Source organism: Streptosporangium canum (genome assembly GCF_900113865.1).
Taxonomy (GTDB): Bacteria; Actinomycetota; Actinomycetes; order Streptosporangiales; family Streptosporangiaceae; genus Streptosporangium; species Streptosporangium canum.
Genome location: NZ_FOQY01000010.1, coordinates 111,503 through 129,102, shown reverse-complemented (window position 1 = coordinate 129,102; position 17,600 = coordinate 111,503). Strand labels below are relative to the sequence as shown.

Here is a 17,600-nt window from a genome sequence, read left to right as displayed (position 1 = left end):
TTCATGCGCGCGTCCCGCCCGTCCGGCTCCCCTAAGCTGGGAACTCAATCATTCCTCGCCGACCTCCAGCCGGATGGAGATTTTCCCTTATGGCACGCCGTACGGACATCATGGACACCATCGTCAGCCTCGCCAAGCGACGTGGCCTTGTCTATCCCTCCAGCGAGATCTACGGCGGCCTGCGCGCCTCGTGGGACTACGGTCCGCTGGGTGTGGAGCTCAAGAGCAACGTGAAGCGGCAGTGGTGGAAGAGCGTGGTGCAGGGCCGTGACGACGTGGTCGGCCTTGACTCCTCGGTGATCCTGGCCCGCGAGGTGTGGCAGGCCAGCGGCCACGTGGAGACCTTCACCGACCCGCTGACCGAGTGCCAGGCGTGCCACAAGCGCTACCGCGCCGACCACCTCGAAGAGGCCTACGAGGAGAAGCACGGCAAGCCGGCGGTCAACGGCCTGGCCGACATCACCTGCCCCAACTGCGGCAACAAGGGCTCCTTCACCGCGCCCAAGCAGTTCAGCGGCCTGCTGAAGACCTACCTCGGCGCGGTCGAGGACGAGTCCGGCCTGGCCTACCTGCGGCCGGAGACCGCCCAGGGCATCTTCATCAACTACCTCAACGTGCAGCAGTCCGCGCGTAAGAAGATCCCGTTCGGCATCGGCCAGATCGGCAAGTCGTTCCGCAACGAGATCACCCCGGGCAACTTCATCTTCCGCACCCGTGAGTTCGAGCAGATGGAGATGGAGTTCTTCGTCAAGCCGGGCACCGACGAGGAGTGGCACCAGTACTGGATCGACGAGCGCTTCCGCTGGTACACCGACCTGGGCATCAGCCAGGACAACCTCCGCATCTACGAGCACCCGCAGGAGAAGCTGTCCCACTACTCCAAGCGGACCGTCGACATCGAGTACCGCTTCAACTTCACCGGCAGCGAGTGGGGCGAGCTGGAGGGCGTCGCCAACCGCACCGACTTCGACCTGACCGCGCACGGCAAGGCCTCCGGCACCGACCTCAGCTTCTTCGAGCAGGACACCGGTGAGCGCTACGTCCCGTACGTGATCGAGCCGGCCGCCGGTGTCGATCGCGCCACGCTCACCTTCCTGCTCGACGCCTACACCGAGGACGAGGCGCCCAACGCCAAGGGCGTCATGGAGAAGCGGACGGTCATGCGTCTGGACCACCGTCTCGCGCCGGTCAAGGCCGCGGTTCTCCCGCTGTCGCGCAACGCCGACCTGTCGCCGAAGGCCAAGGACCTCGCCGCCCAGCTCCGCCGCCGGTGGAACGTCGAGTTCGACGACGCGGGCGCGATCGGCCGCCGCTACCGCCGCCAGGACGAGATCGGCACGCCGTTCTGCATCACCGTCGACTTCGACACCCTCGACGACCAGGCGGTGACCATCCGCGAGCGCGACTCGATGGCCCAGGAGCGCGTGGCCCTCGACCAGGTGGAGTCCTACCTCCGCGGGCACCTCAACGACTGACGAGCGCTCCTTCCGACCGACGACGGCCGGCGGCCCCACAGGGGGCCGCCGGCCGTCGCTTTTCCGCTGCGGCCGGTGGCCCGGGAGCGCCTTGTACACCACGGCGTGAACCTCCGGTGAACGCGCCTGAATGCTGAGACAATTGGTTTATACCAATTGGTTTATACCAATTCTTGGGGCGGCCGATATCGCGGTTGTTTTGACTCCGATTTGAATTGGATTAGACCGCTGTGTGGGCGCTGACGTGCGTCAATGCAGTGACTCCGGTTGTGTGACGTTTCATCGTCTTATTCGTCGGTAGAGTCCGAAGGGAGGCGGAACCACGCGTCGTTTGAAGTCGCAGAAGGAGCAACCGTGCCCAAGTACGTTTACGACTTCACCGAGGGCAACAAAGATCTCAAGGATCTGCTCGGCGGTAAGGGGGCCAACCTGGCCGAGATGACCAATCTCGGGTTGCCGGTGCCCCCCGGCTTCACCATCACCACCGACGCGTGCCGCCGGTTCCTCGACGACGGCACGCTCCCCGCCGGGCTGGAGGAGGAGGTCTCCCTGCACCTGGCCGCGCTGGAGGAGCAGATGGGCCGCCGCCTGGGCCAGGCCGACGACCCGCTGCTGGTGAGCGTGCGCTCCGGGGCGAAGTTCTCCATGCCCGGCATGATGGACACCGTCCTCAACATCGGGCTCAACGACGAGTCGGTGCACGGCCTGGCCAAGCAGGCCGGCGGTAACGAGCGCTTCGCCTGGGACTCCTACCGGCGTCTCATCCAGATGTTCGGCAAGACCGTCCAGGGCATCGAGGCCGCGCTGTTCGACGACGCCCTCGAGGAGATCAAGAACGGCCGCGACGACCTGGAGCTGGAGGCGGCCGACTTCCAGCGGCTCGTCGAGACCTACAAGGGCGTCGTCCGGGCTCAGACCGGACAGGACTTCCCCGCCGACCCGCACCAGCAGATGCGCATGGCCGTCAAGGCGGTCTTCGACTCCTGGAACGCCCCGCGCGCCATCCTCTACCGCCGCCAGGAGCGCATCCCCGCCGACCTCGGCACGGCGGTCAACATCTGCTCGATGGTCTTCGGCAACTGCGGCATGGACTCCGGCACCGGCGTGGCCTTCACCCGTGACCCCGGCAGCGGCCACCAGGGCGTCTACGGCGACTACCTGCAGAACGCCCAGGGCGAGGACGTGGTGGCGGGCATCCGCAACACCATGTCGCTGCAGGAGCTGGAGGGCATCGACAAGCCCGTCTACGACGAGCTCATGCAGATCATGGAGAAGCTGGAGAACCACTACCGCGACCTGTGCGACATCGAGTTCACGGTCGAGCGCGGCAAGCTCTGGATGCTCCAGACCCGCGTGGGCAAGCGGACGGCGGGAGCCGCGTTCCGCATCGCCGTACAGCTCGCCGACCAGGGCCTGATCGACCTCGACGAGGCCGTGATGCGCGTCACCGGCGCCCAGCTCGCCCAGCTCATGTTCCCGCGTTTCGGCAAGGACGCGGACAGCACGAAGATCACCACGGGGATGAACGCCTCCCCGGGCGCGGCCGTCGGCAAGGCCGTCTTCTCCTCCGAGCGGGCCGTCGAGCTCGCCGCCCGGGGCGAGGCCGTCATCCTGGTCCGCCACGAGACCAACCCCGACGACCTGGCGGGCATGATCGCCGCCCAGGGCGTCCTGACGAGCCGCGGCGGCAAGACCTCGCACGCGGCCGTGGTCGCCCGCGGCATGGGCAAGACCTGCGTCTGCGGCGCCGAGGAGCTGGAGGTCTCCGCCAAGGAGCGCAGGTTCACCGCCCCCGGCGGCGTCGTCGTCTCCGAGGGGGACGTCATCTCCATCGACGGCTCCAGCGGAGCCGTCTACCTCGGCGAGGTGCCCGTGGTCGCCTCCCCGGTCGTGGAGTACTTCGAAGGCGCGCTCGACCAGGACGACGAGCTCGTCCAGGCCGTGCACCGCCTCATGAGCCACGCCGACGCCTCCCGGCGGCTGGACGTGCGGGCCAACGCCGACAACGCCGAGGACGCCGCCCGCGCCCGCCGGTTCGGCGCCCAGGGGATCGGGCTGTGCCGTACCGAGCACATGTTCCTCGGCGACCGCCGCCAGCTCGTCGAGGACCTGGTCCTGGCCACCTCCCCGCAGGAGCGGGAGCGGGCGCTGGCCGCGCTGGAGCCGCTGCAGAAGGCGGACTTCACCGGGATCTTCCAGGCGATGGAGGGCCTGCCCGTCACCATCCGCCTGATCGACCCGCCGCTGCACGAGTTCCTGCCCGACTACACCGAGCTGTCGGTGAAGGTCGCCCTCGCCGGCGAGCGGGCCGGCGACAAGGACCGCCGGCTGCTCGCCGCGGTCAAGCGCCTGCACGAGCAGAACCCGATGCTGGGCCTGCGCGGCGTACGGCTCGGCCTGGTCATCCCCGGCCTGTTCGCCATGCAGGTCCGGGCGATCGCCGAGGCGGCCAAGGCCGTCCCCGGTGCCCGCGCGGAGATCATGATCCCGCTCGTCGCCGCCGTCCAGGAGCTGGAGACCGTCAAGGACGAGGCGCGGGCGATCCTCGCCGAGGTCGGTGTCGAGGCCCTGGTCGGCACGATGATCGAGGTGCCGCGCGCGGCGCTGACCGCCGGGCAGATCGCCGAGGCCGCGGAGTTCTTCTCCTTCGGCACCAACGACCTGACCCAGATGACCTGGGGGTTCTCCCGGGACGACGTCGAGGCCGCGTTCTTCTCGAAGTATCTGGAGCTGGGCGTCTTCGGTGTCTCGCCGTTCGAGTCCCTGGACCGCGACGGCGTGGGCCGGCTCGTGCGGATCGCCGCCGAGGAGGGCCGCAGGACCCGTCCCGACCTCAAGCTCGGCATCTGCGGTGAGCACGGCGGCGACCCCGACTCGATCCACTTCTGCCACCAGGCGGGCCTGGACTACGTGTCCTGCTCGCCGTTCCGCATCCCGGTCGCCCGGCTGGAGGCGGGCCGCGCGGCGCTGGTCTGCGCGGACTCCGACACCCGATAGGACGGCACCCGGTCAGGACGGTCCCTGGCCGGGACCCCGTGGTCGCAGGCCCCGGAGTCATCAGGTGTTTCCCTCCCGTTCGGCATGGACCGCTCCTTTAGTGGATAAAATCACTGCACTTATGCACGGTTACGACGAGTACGACCAGGCCAGATGGGTGCCGGAACCCCCCGGCAACCCGGAGAGAGGCCCGTTCGAGCGGGACCGGGCGCGGGTGCTGCACAGCGCGGGGCTGCGGCGGCTCGCGGCCAAGACCCAGGTGGTCGGGCCGGGGGAGACCCTCGGCAGCGGGCAGCACATCCCACGCACCCGGCTGACCCACTCGCTGGAGTGCGCGCAGGTCGGCCGGGAGATGGGACAGTCGCTCGGCCGGGATCCCGACCTGATGGAGACCGCCTGCCTGGCCCACGACCTCGGGCACCCGCCGTTCGGGCACAATGGGGAGACCGCGCTCAACGAGCTCGCCGCCGGGTGCGGCGGGTTCGAGGGGAACGCGCAGAGCCTGCGCCTGCTGACCCGGCTGGAGGCCAAGGTCCTCACCGAGGACGGCCGCAGCGCCGGGCTCAACCTCACCCGCGCCTCCCTGGACGCCGCGGTCAAATATCCCTGGACCCGCGAGACGAGCCCCAAATACTGCGCCTACGGCGACGACATGGCCGTCTTCGAGTGGATCAGGGAGGGCGCGCCCAGGGGGCGGGTCAGCTTCGAGGCCCAGATCATGGACTGGGCCGACGACGTCGCCTACTCGGTGCACGACCTGGAAGACGCCCTCCACTCCGGCGCCGTCGCGCCGGAGGCCCTGCGCGACCCCGCCGAACGCCGTGAGGTCTGCGCCACCACCCGCGCCTGGTACGCCCCGGAGGCCGAACCGGGCGAGCTGGAGGACCTCTTCGGCCGCCTGGTCGCCCAGCCGCTCTGGCCCCGCCACTTCGACGGCTCACTCGCCGCCCTCGCCGCGATCAAGGGCCTCACCAGCTCGCTCATCGGCCATCTCTGCCGGTCCGCGCAGATCGCCACCCGGGAGTCCTACGGCCCGGCCTCGGGGCGCTACAGCGCCGACCTGATCGTGCCCAGGGCCACCCGCCTGGAGTGCGCCCTGCTGAAGGGGCTCACCGCCCACTACGTGATGACCAGGGACGCCCACAACGCCAACCAGGCCAGGCAGCGGGAGCTCATCCACGACCTGGCCCACCTGATCATGCTGGGTGCCCCGGGCACGCTGGAGCCCGCCCTCCGGCCCTCCTTCGTCAAGGCCGCGAGCGACGCCGGGCGGCTCCGCGTGGTCGTCGACCAGATCGCCTCGCTCACCGACACCTCCGCCGTCACCTGGCAGCGGCGCCTGTCCGGACGCTGACCCCGGGGCCGCCGCCTCCGCGGCTCCCGGGACCTCCGCCCGGCGGGGCTAACCGCCCACCGTGATGTGCTCGTCGTCCGGCTTCGGGGGCTTCTCGGTGCGCTTGGGCTTGGCCCCTGGCTTGGACGTGCACAGGGTCACGCATCTGGGCGCCGCCCCGGTCCGGGCCAGCACGGCCTGCATCTCGTCCTTGGGCGACAGCGTGCGGTTGCCGTTCAGCCAGGCGTCCAGGTAGTTCCACGGCCTGACCATGCCCCGCCGTACCCACCAGAGCGAGGGCTCGGTCTTCCAGGAGATCGCGAAGTAGAGGTTGCTGGCGGTGTAGCGGGCGTTGCCCGAGTTGCCGACCTGGCCGAGGACCTGGCCCGCGCTGACCCGTGTCCCCGGCACGATCCCCGGCGTCACCCTGTCCAGATGGCCGCCGAGGTAGCGCACGCCGTCGTCGCCGATGACGCTGACGAACCGGCCCTCGCGGTCGGCTCCCCGGTCGGTGGAGCGCTTCCAGCGGTTCTTGGTGTTGACCTCGTGGACCACGCCGTTCACCGGCGAGACGAACGAGCATCCCTTGGCCGCCCAGACGGTGGTCTTGGGCAGGACCAGCAGTCTGCTCTCGTAGGTCACCCTGCAGTCCTTGACGGGGAAGGCGTAGGTGTGACCGGACACCTTCGGCGGCGGCACCTGCACCGGGTCGCCGGCCTTGGGCCGCTCCACCGTCACCCGTACCGGCGGCACCTTGGGGACAGCCGTCTGTGTCGGCGACGGAATGGTCGCGGTCACCGCGCCCGGCGCCGCGGCGACCGCCTCGGCGGAGGGGGCCGGAGGCAGCGTGCTGATGCCCGCCACTCCACCCGGTGACGCGCAGGCCCCTGTGACGAGCAGCACGCCGGTTACGCCGACCAATCGTGCCATATGCCCCGATCGCATGATCTCCACCCGCGTAACTTATCGAGAATCGGCCGTTACCTTTGTAACCGACCTTCCGATTGGTCATGGCCCGTTCCGGAAAGTCGCCTCCGCCGTCAGGCTCCGAGCTGTCGCGGGCCGCCACTAGACTCGCGGCGTGGCAGGCCGGATCAGTGACGAGGACATCGCGCTCGTGCGGGAGCGCTCACCGATCGCGGACATCGTGGGTGAGCACATCCAGCTCCGCAACGCGGGCGGCGGAAACCTGAAGGGGCTGTGCCCCTTCCACGACGAGAAGAGCCCCTCCTTCAACGTCACCCCCACCCGGGGCTACTGGTACTGCTTCGGCTGCGCCGAGGGCGGAGACGTCATCACCTTCGTCCGGCGGCTGGAGCACCTGTCGTTCGGCGAGGCCGTGGAGCGGCTGGCGAACCGGGCCGGCATCCAGCTCCGCTACGAGCAGGGCGGCTACGTCCCCGGCCGGGAGCAGGGCGAGCGGAGCCGGCTGATCGAGGCGCACCGGGCGGCGGCGGAGTTCTACGCCGCCAAGCTGTCGGCGCCGGACGCCGCGATCGGACGCAAGTTCCTGTCGGAGCGCGGGTTCGAGCGGGTCGACGCCGAGCACTTCGGGGTGGGATACGCCCCCGCCGAGTGGGAGGCGCTCGCGCGCCACCTGATGGCCCGGGGGTTCACCAGCGCCGAGCTGATCAAGGGCGGTCTGGCCAAGGAGGGGCGGCGGGGCCCGATAGACCGGTTCCGGGGGCGGCTGGTCTGGCCCATCCGCGACATCACCGGTGACGTGATCGGTTTCGGCGCGCGGAAGCTGAACGACGCCGAAGACGGTCCGAAATACCTCAACACGCCCGAGAGTCCGCTCTACAAGAAGAGCGAGGTCCTCTACGGTGTCGACCTGGCCAAGAGGGAGATCTCCAAGCGGTCCCAGGCGGTGATCGTCGAGGGCTACACCGACGTGATGGCCTGCCACCTGTCGGGCGTGCCGACGGCGGTGGCCACCTGCGGCACCGCCTTCGGCGAGGAGCACATCAAGGTGCTGCGGCGGCTGCTGCTGGACCAGTCCGGGTCCCAGGGCGAGGTGATCTTCACCTTCGACGGCGACGCGGCGGGGCAGAAGGCGGCGCTGCGGGCCTTCGCCGATGAGCAGAAGTTCGTCACCCAGACCTTCGTGGCCGTGCAGCCCGACGGGCTCGACCCCTGTGACCTGCGCGTACGGCAGGGCGAAGCCGCCGTGCGGGACCTGATCGCCAGCAGGGAGCCGCTGTTCGCGTTCGCGATCCGCAGCATGATCTCCCGCTACGACGTGAGCACCAACGAGGGCCGGCTCTCCGCGCTGGACGCCGCCGCGCCGATCGTGGCCGGGATCAAGGACCGGGCCCTGCGCCAGCTCTACGGCGTGGACCTCGACCGGTGGCTGGGTTTCAACAACGAGCGTTTCGTCATGGACCGGATCGCCGAGATCTCCGCCACGGCCCAGCCGCGCCAGCAGAGCCGGCAGCGGCCCGCCGGGCCGCGGAAGGTCGCCGACCTCACCGATCCCGGCGTGCGGACCGAGGCCGAGGTGCTGAAGCTGGCCGTGCAGCGTCCCGCGCTGCTCGGGCCCGGCTTCGACGCGATCGGCCCGGCGGCGTTCACGCTGCCCGAACACGTCGCGCTCTACAAGCTGGTCATGGACACCGGGGGCACCGCGGCGGCCGGGCACGGCGGCCGTGAGTGGGTGGACCGGCTGCTGGGCGGGGTGACCGACGCGCTGCGCGGGGTGGTCACCCGGTTCGCGGTGGAGGAGCTGCGCGCGGACGTGGCGAGCGAGGAGCGCTACGCCTCGGCCATGCTGGCCGCGCTGGAGCTCGTCTCGGTGGTCCGGGCGATCGAGCAGCTGAAGTCGCGCATGCAGCGGACCAACCCGGTCGAGGAGCAGCAGGAGTACAACCGGCTGTTCGGCGAGCTGGTCGCGCTGGAGCAGCAGCGGCGCGTGCTGAGGGAACGCGCCGCCGGAAGTTGATCGCGTAATTGGCTTTAATTTCCATACGCTGATTCGACCAAACCCTAATGAGGTCTCGGTTCGATAATGATCCGGGCCTTACCTTCGGTGACAAAAATAGGTCTGCCATTTTGGGGACCCAATACAGCAGACTGTGTCCCGTGGGTGCATCGGTGCTGCCAAGTGGGCCGCCATCGGTAGACCAGGTGGCCGACCTCGTTGCGAAAGGGAGAGAGCGCGGAAGCGTCACGGTCGATGACGTGGCCGCCGCTCTCGACAAATCCGAGCTGCCGTCCGACGCGCTTGAACGCGTCGTCCGCATGCTCGCCGAACACGGAGTGGAGGTCCTCGAACCCCAGGGCGATGAGGAGACCACCCGCTCCGATGAGGAGGATGTCGGTAAACGTGCTCCGACCAGCGATCTTGTCCGCATATACCTGCGGGAGATCGGACGGGTGCCCCTGCTCACGGCCGAGGAGGAGGTGGAGCTCGCCAAGTCCATCGAGGCCGGGCTGTTCGCCGAGGACAAGCTGACGAGCGTCGTCTCGCGGCTGGCCTTCCCGGAGTTCAAGGAGCTGGTCTGGCAGGGCACGCGGGCCAAGCAGCGGCTGATCGAGGCCAATCTGCGGCTCGTCGTCTCGATCGCCAAAAGATATGTGGGCCGCGGGATGCTGTTCCTGGATCTGATCCAGGAGGGCAACCTCGGGCTCATCCGGGCGGTCGAGAAATTCGACTACACCAAGGGATACAAGTTCTCCACGTATGCCACATGGTGGATTCGCCAGGCGATCACGAGGGCCATCGCCGACCAGGCGCGCACCATTCGCATTCCGGTGCACATGGTCGAGACGATCAACAAGCTGGTCCGGGTGCAGCGCCAGCTCCACCAGGATCTGGGCCGTGAGCCGGCGCCCGAGGAGATCGCACTGGAGATGGACCTCCCGATCGACCGGGTGATCGAGATCCAGCGCATCGCCCAGGAGCCCGTCTCGCTGCAGTCGCCGATCGGCGAGGAGGACTCCGACCTCGGCGACTTCATCGAGGACGCGGACGCGGTCGTGCCGATGGAGGCCGCGGCCTTCATCATGCTGCAGGACCAGCTCGACGACATCCTCGCGACGCTGTCCGACCGTGAGCAGCGCATCATCCAGCTGCGCTTCGGCCTGGCCGACGGCCACCCCCGGACACTGGAGGAGGTCGGCCGGGAGTTCGGCGTGACGCGGGAGCGCATCCGGCAGATCGAGTCCAAGACCCTGGCCAAACTCCGTCATCCGACCAGAGCTCAGATGCTCCGCGACTATCTCGACTGAGAGTCCTTACGGCGAAGGCCCCCTGGTTCCACGTCCCGGGGGCCTTCGCCGTTCCCGGCCGGCGGCGCCTCGCGGGCCAGTGGCGCTTATCACACCGAGCTGAGGGCCACCTGGATTGGTGAAGTGGGGTAAGGGGAAGCTAAGTTAGGGACGCCTAACTGACTTTCAGGAGCCTTCATGCCCCCCGTCCTCCGTTCTGTCGCCGCCTGCGGCTTTCTCGCCATCGCGCTCACAGCCTGCGGCTCGGCCGACGACGGTGCCGCCGACGGCGGCCTGACGACCGGCAGCGGCAGCGCCGCCGGCCCGGCCACCCACGCCACCCCGACGGGCAAGGTCACCGAGACCGTCGACGTCGCGGCCACCGACACCACGTGCGTGGCGGCGAAGACCGCGCTGCCCGCCGGCGTCGTCAGCTTCCGGGCCAAGAACGACGGCAAGCAGCCCACCTGGCTGTATCTCTTCCGGGCGGACAAGACCGTGGTCGGCGAGCGGGCCAACATCGCCCCCGGCGCCACCGGCGACCTGGTCGTCGAGCTCGCCGCGGGCACCTACCAGCTCGCCTGCAAGCCCGGCCACGAGGGCGACGGCATCCGCCAGGAGGTCACGGTCACGGGCGAGCTCGCCGTCCAGGCCGATCCGCGCGTCACCCGCGCCGTCGAGGACTACCGGGCCTACGTCGCCACCCAGGTGGACGACACCATCGCCACGACCGAGAAGTTCGTCGCCGCGGTCAGGAAGGGCGATGTGAAGAAGGCCAAGGCCCTCTACGCCCCGAGCCGGTTCGGCTGGGAGAGCATCGAGCCGGTGGCCGAGGCGTTCGGCGACATCGACCCCAAGGTGGACCTGCGCGAGGCCGACCTGGAGCAGGGCCAGAAGTGGACCGGCTGGCACCGCCTGGAGAAGGCGCTGTGGAAGGCCCCGGACACGGTCAAGAAGGAGGCCGAGTACGGTGACACCCTCCTGACCGACCTCAAGGAGCTCAAGGCCAGGCTGCCCAAGGCCGAGATCACCGCGAGCTCCATGGCCAACGGGGCCAAGGAGCTTCTCGACGAGGTCGCGACCGGCAAGGTGACCGGCGAGGAGGAGGCCTTCTCGCACACCGACCTGTGGGACTTCAAGGCCAACGTGGACGGCGCGCTCAAGGTCTACCAGCTCCTCACCCCGATCGTGATGGAGAAGAACCCCGGCCTCGTCACCACGCTGGACGCCGAGTTCGCCGACCTGGACAAGCTCCTGGCCAAGTACGCCGAGGGTGACGGCTACGTCTCCTACACCGACCTGTCCAAGGACCAGGTCAAGGAGCTCGCCGACGCCGTCAACGCCCTCGCCGAACCGCTGTCCGGTCTCGCCGCGGTCGCCGCGAGCTGATCCTTACCGAAGGGGGAGAAATGCCCGATCTCAGCCGCCGCCGGCTCCTGACCGGCGCAGGCATCGCCGTGGGCGCCGGAGCCGCCGCGGTCGCCGGCGCCGGCCTGGTACGGCAGGCGCAGCCGGCGCCGGTCCAGGCCGACGCCCCCGGAGGGGCGATCCCCTTCCACGGCGCTCACCAGGCCGGGATCGCCACGCCGGTCCAGGACCGGCTGCACTTCGCGGCCTTCGACCTGAGCACCGACTCCCGCGAGAAGGTGGTGGCGATGCTGAAGGCCTGGACCGCGGCGGCCGTCCGGCTGACCGCGGCGCAGGAGGTCGGCGGCGGGGCGACGGGCGCGGAGCTGGCCCCGCCGGACGACACCGGCGAGGCCATCGGCCTGCCCGCCTCGCGGCTCACGCTGACGGTGGGCTTCGGCCCCTCGTTCTTCGACAAGCTGAAGCTGCCCAGGCCAGACCGGCTCAAGGAGCTGCCGCACTTCCCCGCCGACAAGCTCGACCCGGCCCGCAGCGGTGGTGACCTCTGCGTGCAGGCCTGCGCCGACGACCCGCAGGTGGCGGTGCACGCCGTACGGAACCTGGTGCGCATCGGCTTCGGCACGGCGTCGGTCCGATGGTCCCAGCTCGGCTTCGGCAAGACGTCCTCGACCACGCCGGACGCGCAGACCCCGCGCAACCTGATGGGCTTCAAGGACGGCACGAACAACATCGCCGGCACCGACCACAAGGAGCTGGACGAGCACGTCTGGGTCGGCGACGAGGGGCCCGAGTGGATGCGCGGAGGCTCCTACCTGGTGGCCCGGCGGATCCGGATGCACATCGAGACCTGGGACCGCACCTCCCTGAAGGAGCAGGAGGACATCTTCGGCCGGACCAAGCGCGAGGGCGCCCCCTACGGCGGCACGCGCGAGCACGACCCCGTGGTCCTGGACAGGATGCCGATCGACTCCCACGTACGGCTGGCCAACCCGGCAGCCCTGGGCGGGGCGACGATCCTGCGCCGGGGCTACTCCTTCACCGACGGCAGCGACGGCCTGGGGCGGCTGGACGCGGGCCTGTTCTTCCTGGCCTACCAGCGCGACCCGGAGAAGGGGTTCATCCCGATCCAGCGCGCCCTGGCGGCCAAGGACACGCTCAACGAATACATCCAGCACGTCGGGTCCGGAGTCTTCGCCTGTCCGGGCGGGGTGCGGCCGGGCGCGTTCTGGGGCCAGGGACTCCTGGCCTGACCGCACCTCCCCCTGCGGCCGGGGGGGGGAGGCCCTGTTCTCCCGGCGCATACAGGGGCAGACTGGGCAAATGGAGGCGCGGCCCGCGGTAGACGACGCCGCGCTCGGGCGCGGGGCATGGTCCGTGCTCGACGCGAACCGGGCGGGGGCCGCCACCGTGCCCGCCCCCGGCCTCTACCCCCACCAGTGGAACTGGGACTCCACCTTCGTGGCGATCGGCCTGGCCCGCTGGAACACCCGCAGGGCGGGGGCGGAGCTGCTGGGCCTGCTGGCCGGGCAGTGGCGCACCGGGATGGTGCCGCACATCGTCTTCCGCCCGGCCCGCACCGAGGCATACTTCCCCGGCCCCTCCGTCTGGCGCTCGCGGGAGAATCCGGCATCCCCCAACGGGACGCCCACCTCAGGTCTGACCCAGCCGCCGCTGCACGCCCTGGCCGCCTGGTGGGTGTGGCGGCACGCGGCGGACCGCGAGGAGGCCGCGGCCCTCGTCCGCCGGCTGTATCCGATGCTGGTGGCCCAGCACGCCTACCTCGCCACGACCAGGGACCTGGGCGGGGGAGGGCTGGCCGCGATCGTGCACCCGTGGGAGTCGGGGATGGACGACAGTCCCGTGTGGGACGCCCCGGTGGGGGCCCTGCCCGCCGTCCGCTACGCGTACCGGCGCGAGGAGCCCCCCGGCTGCCACTCCGACAGCCACCAGGACCGCTACGTCTGGCTGGCCCTGCGTTACCGCGACTCCGGCTACGACGCCGCCTACCTGCGTGAGGACCATCCGTTCGCGGTCGAGGACCCGATGTTCAACGGGATCTGGCTGGCCTCCTGCCAGGTGCTCGCCGAGCTGGCCCCGCTGGCGGGCGCCGACCCCGGGCCGCACCTGGAGGCGGCCGAGCGGATCCGCGCGGGGCTGCTGGAGCGGCTCTGGTCCGACGGTGTCTTCCGCGCCCGCGACCTGCGCAGCGGGCGACTCAGCCCGGTCAGCACGGTCGGGTGCTTCGGGCCGATGCTCGATCCGGGCCTGCCCGCCGACAGGGTGGAGAAACTGGTGGGCGTGCTGGAGTCGCCCCGGTTCATGGGCGCCGCCGGGTATCCGGTGCCGAGCTGCGAGATCCGCGCGCCGCAGTTCGACCGGTCCCGGTACTGGCGGGGGCCGTCCTGGGTGAACACCAACTGGCTGCTCCGGCTGGCGCTGGCCGTACACGGCCGGACGGACCTGGTGCGGCTGCTCGGCGCGGGAACGCTGCGTCTGGTACGGCAGGCGGGTTTCCGCGAGTGCTTCGACCCCTTCGACGGCAGCGGCCGGGGCAGCGGGGACTTCTCCTGCTCGGCCGCGCTCACCCTCGATCTGCTCGCGGATAACGTGGGGATATGAAGCTCTTCAACCGCATGCCCGCCGAGGTCCGCGCGGCCGTCGTCCCTCCCGACCGGGTGCTGACCTACGCCGAGGGGCCCGACGGCTATGTGATCGCCACGGACCGGGCGCTCTATCTGGGCGGTGCCCGGCTGCCGTGGTTCCAGGTGGACCGCGGCGTCTGGGACGAGGAGGGGCTGACGGTCGTCACCACGGCCGGGCAGTCGCACCGGGCGCTGCTGCCCGAGCCGGGGCGGATCCCCGAGGCCGTGCGGGAGCGGGTGACCGCCTCGATCGTGGTCAGCCAGTACGCCCCGCTGGACGCGCGCGGCGGAGTCCGGCTGGTGGCCAGGAAGGCCGACGACGACCGCATGATCTGGGAGTTCGTCTTCGACCCCGGCATGGACCCCGCCGACCCCGGCCTGCGGGCCCTGGCCGAGCAGGCGCTGGAGGAGACACGCCGTAGTTTCGGCGTCTGACCGTAGGGGGTCCGGCCACGCGGAAGGGGGGCGGCCACGCAGAAGGGGCCGGCCACGCGGAAGGGGTGCGGCCTCCGGGCACGGACGCGCGGAAGGCCCCCGCAGGGGGCCTTCCGCCGCCGGTCTTCAGGGCCGCCGGTCCGCTTAGGGGTGCGGGGAGACGGCTCTGTCGTCGTCCGGCCAGCCGGTGCCCGTCTCGTCGTGTTTGGCGGTCTGCACGCCGTTCTCCGACTGCAGGAAGGGCAGCCGGTTCTTCGCCACATGGCTCACCTTCGTCTTCGCGACGTCGGTGACCTTCGAGACCCGCGCGCCGACCAGGCCGGCGGCCTCCTGCACCGAGGGGCTGTCGGACACCCGCTGGGCCATCCGCTTGATCTGCTCGTATCGCTCGCGCCCGGCGCGGCTCCCCAGGATGTAGCCCACCGCAAGACCCACCCCGAACATCACTCGGTAACGCATCTCCACCTCCACAGCCGTGCTCCGCCGGACCCCTACCCGCGGATCGCGAGTTCTCTCCGACCTACCCCGGTGTAGCGATGCGACACACACGCTCAGAGTGCGCTAATCTATTCCTGCGCCGCAAGGAGCGGGGAAAACTTCCCCGGGCCGGAGCAGCGCAAAGCACGATCCCGTGTAGCTCAATCGGCAGAGCAGCCGGCTGTTAACCGGCAGGTTATAGGTTCGAGTCCTATCGCGGGAGCCACATCCGAAGGCCCCCGGAGCCCAGCTCCGGGGGCCTTCGGCGTTCCATGTCCCCATTCGGCAGACAAATCATCTTCAGTCATAGAAGATGACAGACACTGCGTCATGTATCGCTATGCTCACCTGTCAAGCGAGGATGGCGCGGTTGCCGCGGAACACCAGCGATCGCAGCGGGGCAAGGGCCGCTGCACACAGGGCACCGCGCCGCCCGGAACGGCTGTCTGTGCCCGTGAGCCACGCATGGGTGGTTGTTCTGTGCTGATATGGCAGAGGTCCCGGCGCCGCGCACCGGATCTGATCCAGGGTGTCCGACGCGCCGTGTCCACATTCTTGAAGGCGAGGGGGCCTGTTCCGGTCGTGCAGGAGATCGATGTCGCAGCGGCCGCGGACTTCCTGAGGTTGTTCCACGCCGAGAACCCGGCCGCGGGGCCGGTGGAACCCCGCCTGCGCGAAGTGCGGGCCGAGATCTACATGACGGGGACCTACACGCACACCCCCGAAGAACTCACCTTCGGCGCGCGGGTGGCCTGGCGCAACAACTCCCGGTGCATCGGGCGGCTCTACTGGCACTCGCTGCAGGTGCGTGACCGGCGGGAGGTGAACACGGCCGAGGGCGTGGCCGTGGAGTGCGTGAACCATCTGAGGGAGGCCGCGCCCAACAACAAGGTCCGGCCGACGATCACGGTGTTCGCCCCGGACCGGCCCGGCAGGCCGGGGCCGAGGATCTGGAACGAGCAGCTGATCCGGTACGCCGGGTACGCGATGGACGACGGGTCCGTCATCGGCGACCCCCGGTACGTGGACTTCACCACGATGGTGCGCAAGCTCGGCTGGCCCGGTGGGCCCGGCTCCCACTTCGACGTGCTGCCGCTGCTCGTCTCGGCGGGGAACGGCCCGCCGCTGATGTGCACGGTGCCCGGCGACGCCGTCCTGGAGGTGCCGCTCACCCATCCGTCCTACCGGTGGTTCGAGAGCCTCGGGCTGCGCTGGCACGCCGTACCGGCGATCTCCAACATGTGCCTGGAGATCGGCGGGATCCACTACCGGGCGGCGCCGTTCAACGGCTGGTACATGGGCAGCGAGATCGGCGCGCGCAACCTCGCCGACATCGACCGCTACGACCTGATGCCGATCATGGCCCATCTTCTCGGACTGGACGCCACCGACGACCGCTCACTCTGGCGCGACCACGCCCTGGTGGAGCTGAACGTGGCGGTCCTGCACTCCTTCGAGCAGGCGGGGGTGACGATGACCGACCACCACACCGAGTCCCGGCGTTTCCTGACCCACGTGGCGCGCGAGGAGAAGGCGGGACGGATCTGCCCGGCCGACTGGAGCTGGATCGTTCCTCCCATCTCGGGCTCGGCCACGCCGGTCTTCCACCGCTACTACGACGAGGCGGAGCTGTCGCCGAGCTTCGTCCACCACCCCGACTCCGTGGACCGGGGACTCGGTCACTGGCCCGTCAGCTGATCCGGACCGCGGCGGTTCCTGTCGTAAGGTCGGTAGCCCGACTGCTCAGGAGGATGCCGTGCGCATCGCATTCGCCGGCCTGGCCACCAGCCATCCCTTCACCGACGCCCGTACCGTCGCCCGCCGCGCCGAACTGGTGGTGTGGGAGGAGGACGCCGACCGGCTGGCGCGCTTCGCCGAGGAACACCCGGCGGCCACCGTCGCCCCCACCCTGAAGGAGCTCCTGGCGGCCGAGCCCGACGGCGTCGTCCTCACCGTGCCCACGCCGCGGACGGCGGAGGCGCTGGGGCCGGTCCTGGAGACGGGTGCGCCCTGTTTCGTCAACAAGCCGGCCGCCGCCACCCGCGCGGGGCTGCGGGAGCTGGACGCGTTGATCGCGCCGGTCGCCGGACGGGTGATGTCCGGCTCGGTGCTCCGTTTCGCTCCCGGGTTCGCGGGCCGGAGGGTCGACCCCGCGGAGGTCCTGGCGGTCCGGGCGACGGTCCGGCACGACGTGGGCCTCTGGGCCACCGGCTACAACCCCTGGCAGGACGATCCGGCCGAGGGGGGCGGCACGATGGTGACGATGGGCATCCACGGCGTGGAGCTGCTCGTCGCCCTGCTCGGCCCCGACGTGCGGCTCGTCGGCGCGGCGGGGGCGACCCGTCACTACGGTTCGCTCCGCTCGGAGGACACCGGCGTCATGGCGCTGCAGTGGGGGAACGGCGTCCCCGGCACCGTCGAGATCCTCGGGGTCACCGAGGAGGAGTCCTACACGGTGACCGTCCACACCCGCGACGCCGCCGAGACGATCGTGATCCAGGGCGGGGACGACGTGCTGCGGGGCCTCGGCTACGAGGGCACGATCGAGGCGTTCCTCGCCATGGTCGGGGGAGCGCCCAGTCCTGTCCCGTGGGAGCAGACCCGCGCCATCCTCGACGTGCTGATCTCGGCGCGCGAGGCCGTCCCGCCGAGCTGACGCCGCGC

The 17,600-nt window shown here is 70.2% G+C and carries 13 protein-coding genes and 1 tRNA gene; 12 read left to right on the top strand and 2 right to left on the bottom strand.

The window, feature by feature from the left end; translation table 11 throughout:
• Positions 1-89 precede the first annotated feature (89 nt).
• The 3 genes from BM085_RS17100 (at position 90) to BM085_RS17090 (ending at position 5,826) form a co-directional block, all read left to right on the top strand.
• Positions 90-1,475, top strand: coding sequence for a glycine--tRNA ligase (locus tag BM085_RS17100; protein WP_093887960.1), 1,386 nt, complete (start codon positions 90-92; stop codon positions 1,473-1,475).
• Positions 1,476-1,829: 354 nt separating this feature from the next.
• Positions 1,830-4,472, top strand: a complete 2,643-nt coding sequence (ppdK, locus tag BM085_RS17095) for a pyruvate, phosphate dikinase (protein WP_093887959.1) — start codon at positions 1,830-1,832, stop codon at positions 4,470-4,472.
• Between the two features lie 121 nt (positions 4,473-4,593).
• Positions 4,594-5,826 (top strand): deoxyguanosinetriphosphate triphosphohydrolase, encoded by a 1,233-nt coding sequence (locus BM085_RS17090; RefSeq protein ID WP_093887958.1) that lies wholly within the window; start codon positions 4,594-4,596, stop codon positions 5,824-5,826.
• Between the two features lie 48 nt (positions 5,827-5,874).
• On the opposite strand, the gene BM085_RS17085 is transcribed toward BM085_RS17090, so the two are convergent.
• On the bottom strand, positions 5,875-6,735 hold the full coding sequence (locus BM085_RS17085; protein ID WP_245789366.1) for a M23 family metallopeptidase: 861 nt from the start codon (positions 6,733-6,735) through the stop codon (positions 5,875-5,877).
• A gap of 151 nt (positions 6,736-6,886) precedes the next feature.
• On the opposite strand from BM085_RS17085, the gene dnaG reads away from it, so the two are divergent.
• The 6 genes from dnaG (at position 6,887) to BM085_RS17055 (ending at position 14,459) form a co-directional block, all read left to right on the top strand.
• Positions 6,887-8,746 (top strand): DNA primase, encoded by a 1,860-nt coding sequence (gene dnaG, locus BM085_RS17080; RefSeq protein WP_093887957.1) that lies wholly within the window; start codon positions 6,887-6,889, stop codon positions 8,744-8,746.
• 185 nt (positions 8,747-8,931) lie between these two features.
• Positions 8,932-10,035: an RNA polymerase sigma factor RpoD gene (rpoD, locus tag BM085_RS17075; protein ID WP_386434902.1), complete on the top strand. Its 1,104-nt coding sequence runs from the start codon at positions 8,932-8,934 to the stop codon at positions 10,033-10,035.
• 177 nt (positions 10,036-10,212) lie between these two features.
• Positions 10,213-11,403 carry an iron uptake system protein EfeO gene (gene efeO / locus BM085_RS17070; RefSeq protein ID WP_093887956.1) on the top strand — a complete coding sequence of 397 codons (1,191 nt, stop codon included), beginning with the start codon at positions 10,213-10,215 and terminating at the stop codon, positions 11,401-11,403.
• A 20-nt stretch (positions 11,404-11,423) separates the two neighbouring features.
• Complete coding sequence (efeB, locus tag BM085_RS17065) at positions 11,424-12,632, top strand: iron uptake transporter deferrochelatase/peroxidase subunit (RefSeq protein WP_093887955.1); 1,209 nt, start codon at positions 11,424-11,426, stop codon at positions 12,630-12,632.
• Positions 12,633-12,702: 70 nt separating this feature from the next.
• A complete protein-coding gene (locus tag BM085_RS17060; RefSeq protein ID WP_093887954.1) occupies positions 12,703-14,001 on the top strand; it encodes an MGH1-like glycoside hydrolase domain-containing protein in 1,299 nt (432 codons plus the stop codon).
• Complete coding sequence (locus BM085_RS17055) at positions 13,998-14,459, top strand: hypothetical protein (RefSeq protein WP_093887953.1); 462 nt, start codon at positions 13,998-14,000, stop codon at positions 14,457-14,459. The genes BM085_RS17060 and BM085_RS17055 overlap by 4 nt, the downstream gene beginning before the upstream one ends.
• Positions 14,460-14,603: 144 nt before the next feature.
• Here BM085_RS17055 and BM085_RS17050 read toward each other — a convergent pair whose 3' ends face one another.
• Positions 14,604-14,918 carry a YtxH domain-containing protein gene (locus BM085_RS17050; protein ID WP_093888079.1) on the bottom strand — a complete coding sequence of 105 codons (315 nt, stop codon included), beginning with the start codon at positions 14,916-14,918 and terminating at the stop codon, positions 14,604-14,606.
• A gap of 168 nt (positions 14,919-15,086) precedes the next feature.
• Here BM085_RS17050 and BM085_RS17045 point away from each other — a divergent pair.
• The 3 genes from BM085_RS17045 (at position 15,087) to BM085_RS17035 (ending at position 17,592) form a co-directional block, all read left to right on the top strand.
• A tRNA-Asn gene (locus BM085_RS17045) sits at positions 15,087-15,162 on the top strand.
• A 356-nt stretch (positions 15,163-15,518) separates the two neighbouring features.
• Complete coding sequence (locus BM085_RS17040; RefSeq protein ID WP_093887952.1) at positions 15,519-16,634, top strand: nitric oxide synthase oxygenase; 1,116 nt, start codon at positions 15,519-15,521, stop codon at positions 16,632-16,634.
• 58 nt (positions 16,635-16,692) lie between these two features.
• Positions 16,693-17,592, top strand: a complete 900-nt coding sequence (locus tag BM085_RS17035; protein WP_093887951.1) for a Gfo/Idh/MocA family protein — start codon at positions 16,693-16,695, stop codon at positions 17,590-17,592.
• The last annotated feature ends 8 nt before the right edge of the window (positions 17,593-17,600 follow it).

Excerpts from the sequence above, each read along its gene's own strand:
- BM085_RS17100 (WP_093887960.1), top strand. The coding sequence starts at position 90 with ATGGCACGCCGTACGGACATCATGGACACCATCGTCAGCCTCGCCAAG.
- BM085_RS17090 (WP_093887958.1), top strand. The coding sequence starts at position 4,594 with ATGCACGGTTACGACGAGTACGACCAGGCCAGATGGGTGCCGGAACCC.
- BM085_RS17085 (WP_245789366.1), bottom strand. The coding sequence starts at position 6,735 with ATGGCACGATTGGTCGGCGTAACCGGCGTGCTGCTCGTCACAGGGGCC.
- efeO (WP_093887956.1), top strand. The coding sequence starts at position 10,213 with ATGCCCCCCGTCCTCCGTTCTGTCGCCGCCTGCGGCTTTCTCGCCATC.
- efeB (WP_093887955.1), top strand. The coding sequence starts at position 11,424 with ATGCCCGATCTCAGCCGCCGCCGGCTCCTGACCGGCGCAGGCATCGCC.
- BM085_RS17060 (WP_093887954.1), top strand. The coding sequence starts at position 12,703 with ATGGAGGCGCGGCCCGCGGTAGACGACGCCGCGCTCGGGCGCGGGGCA.
- BM085_RS17055 (WP_093887953.1), top strand. The coding sequence starts at position 13,998 with ATGAAGCTCTTCAACCGCATGCCCGCCGAGGTCCGCGCGGCCGTCGTC.
- BM085_RS17050 (WP_093888079.1), bottom strand. The coding sequence starts at position 14,918 with ATGCGTTACCGAGTGATGTTCGGGGTGGGTCTTGCGGTGGGCTACATC.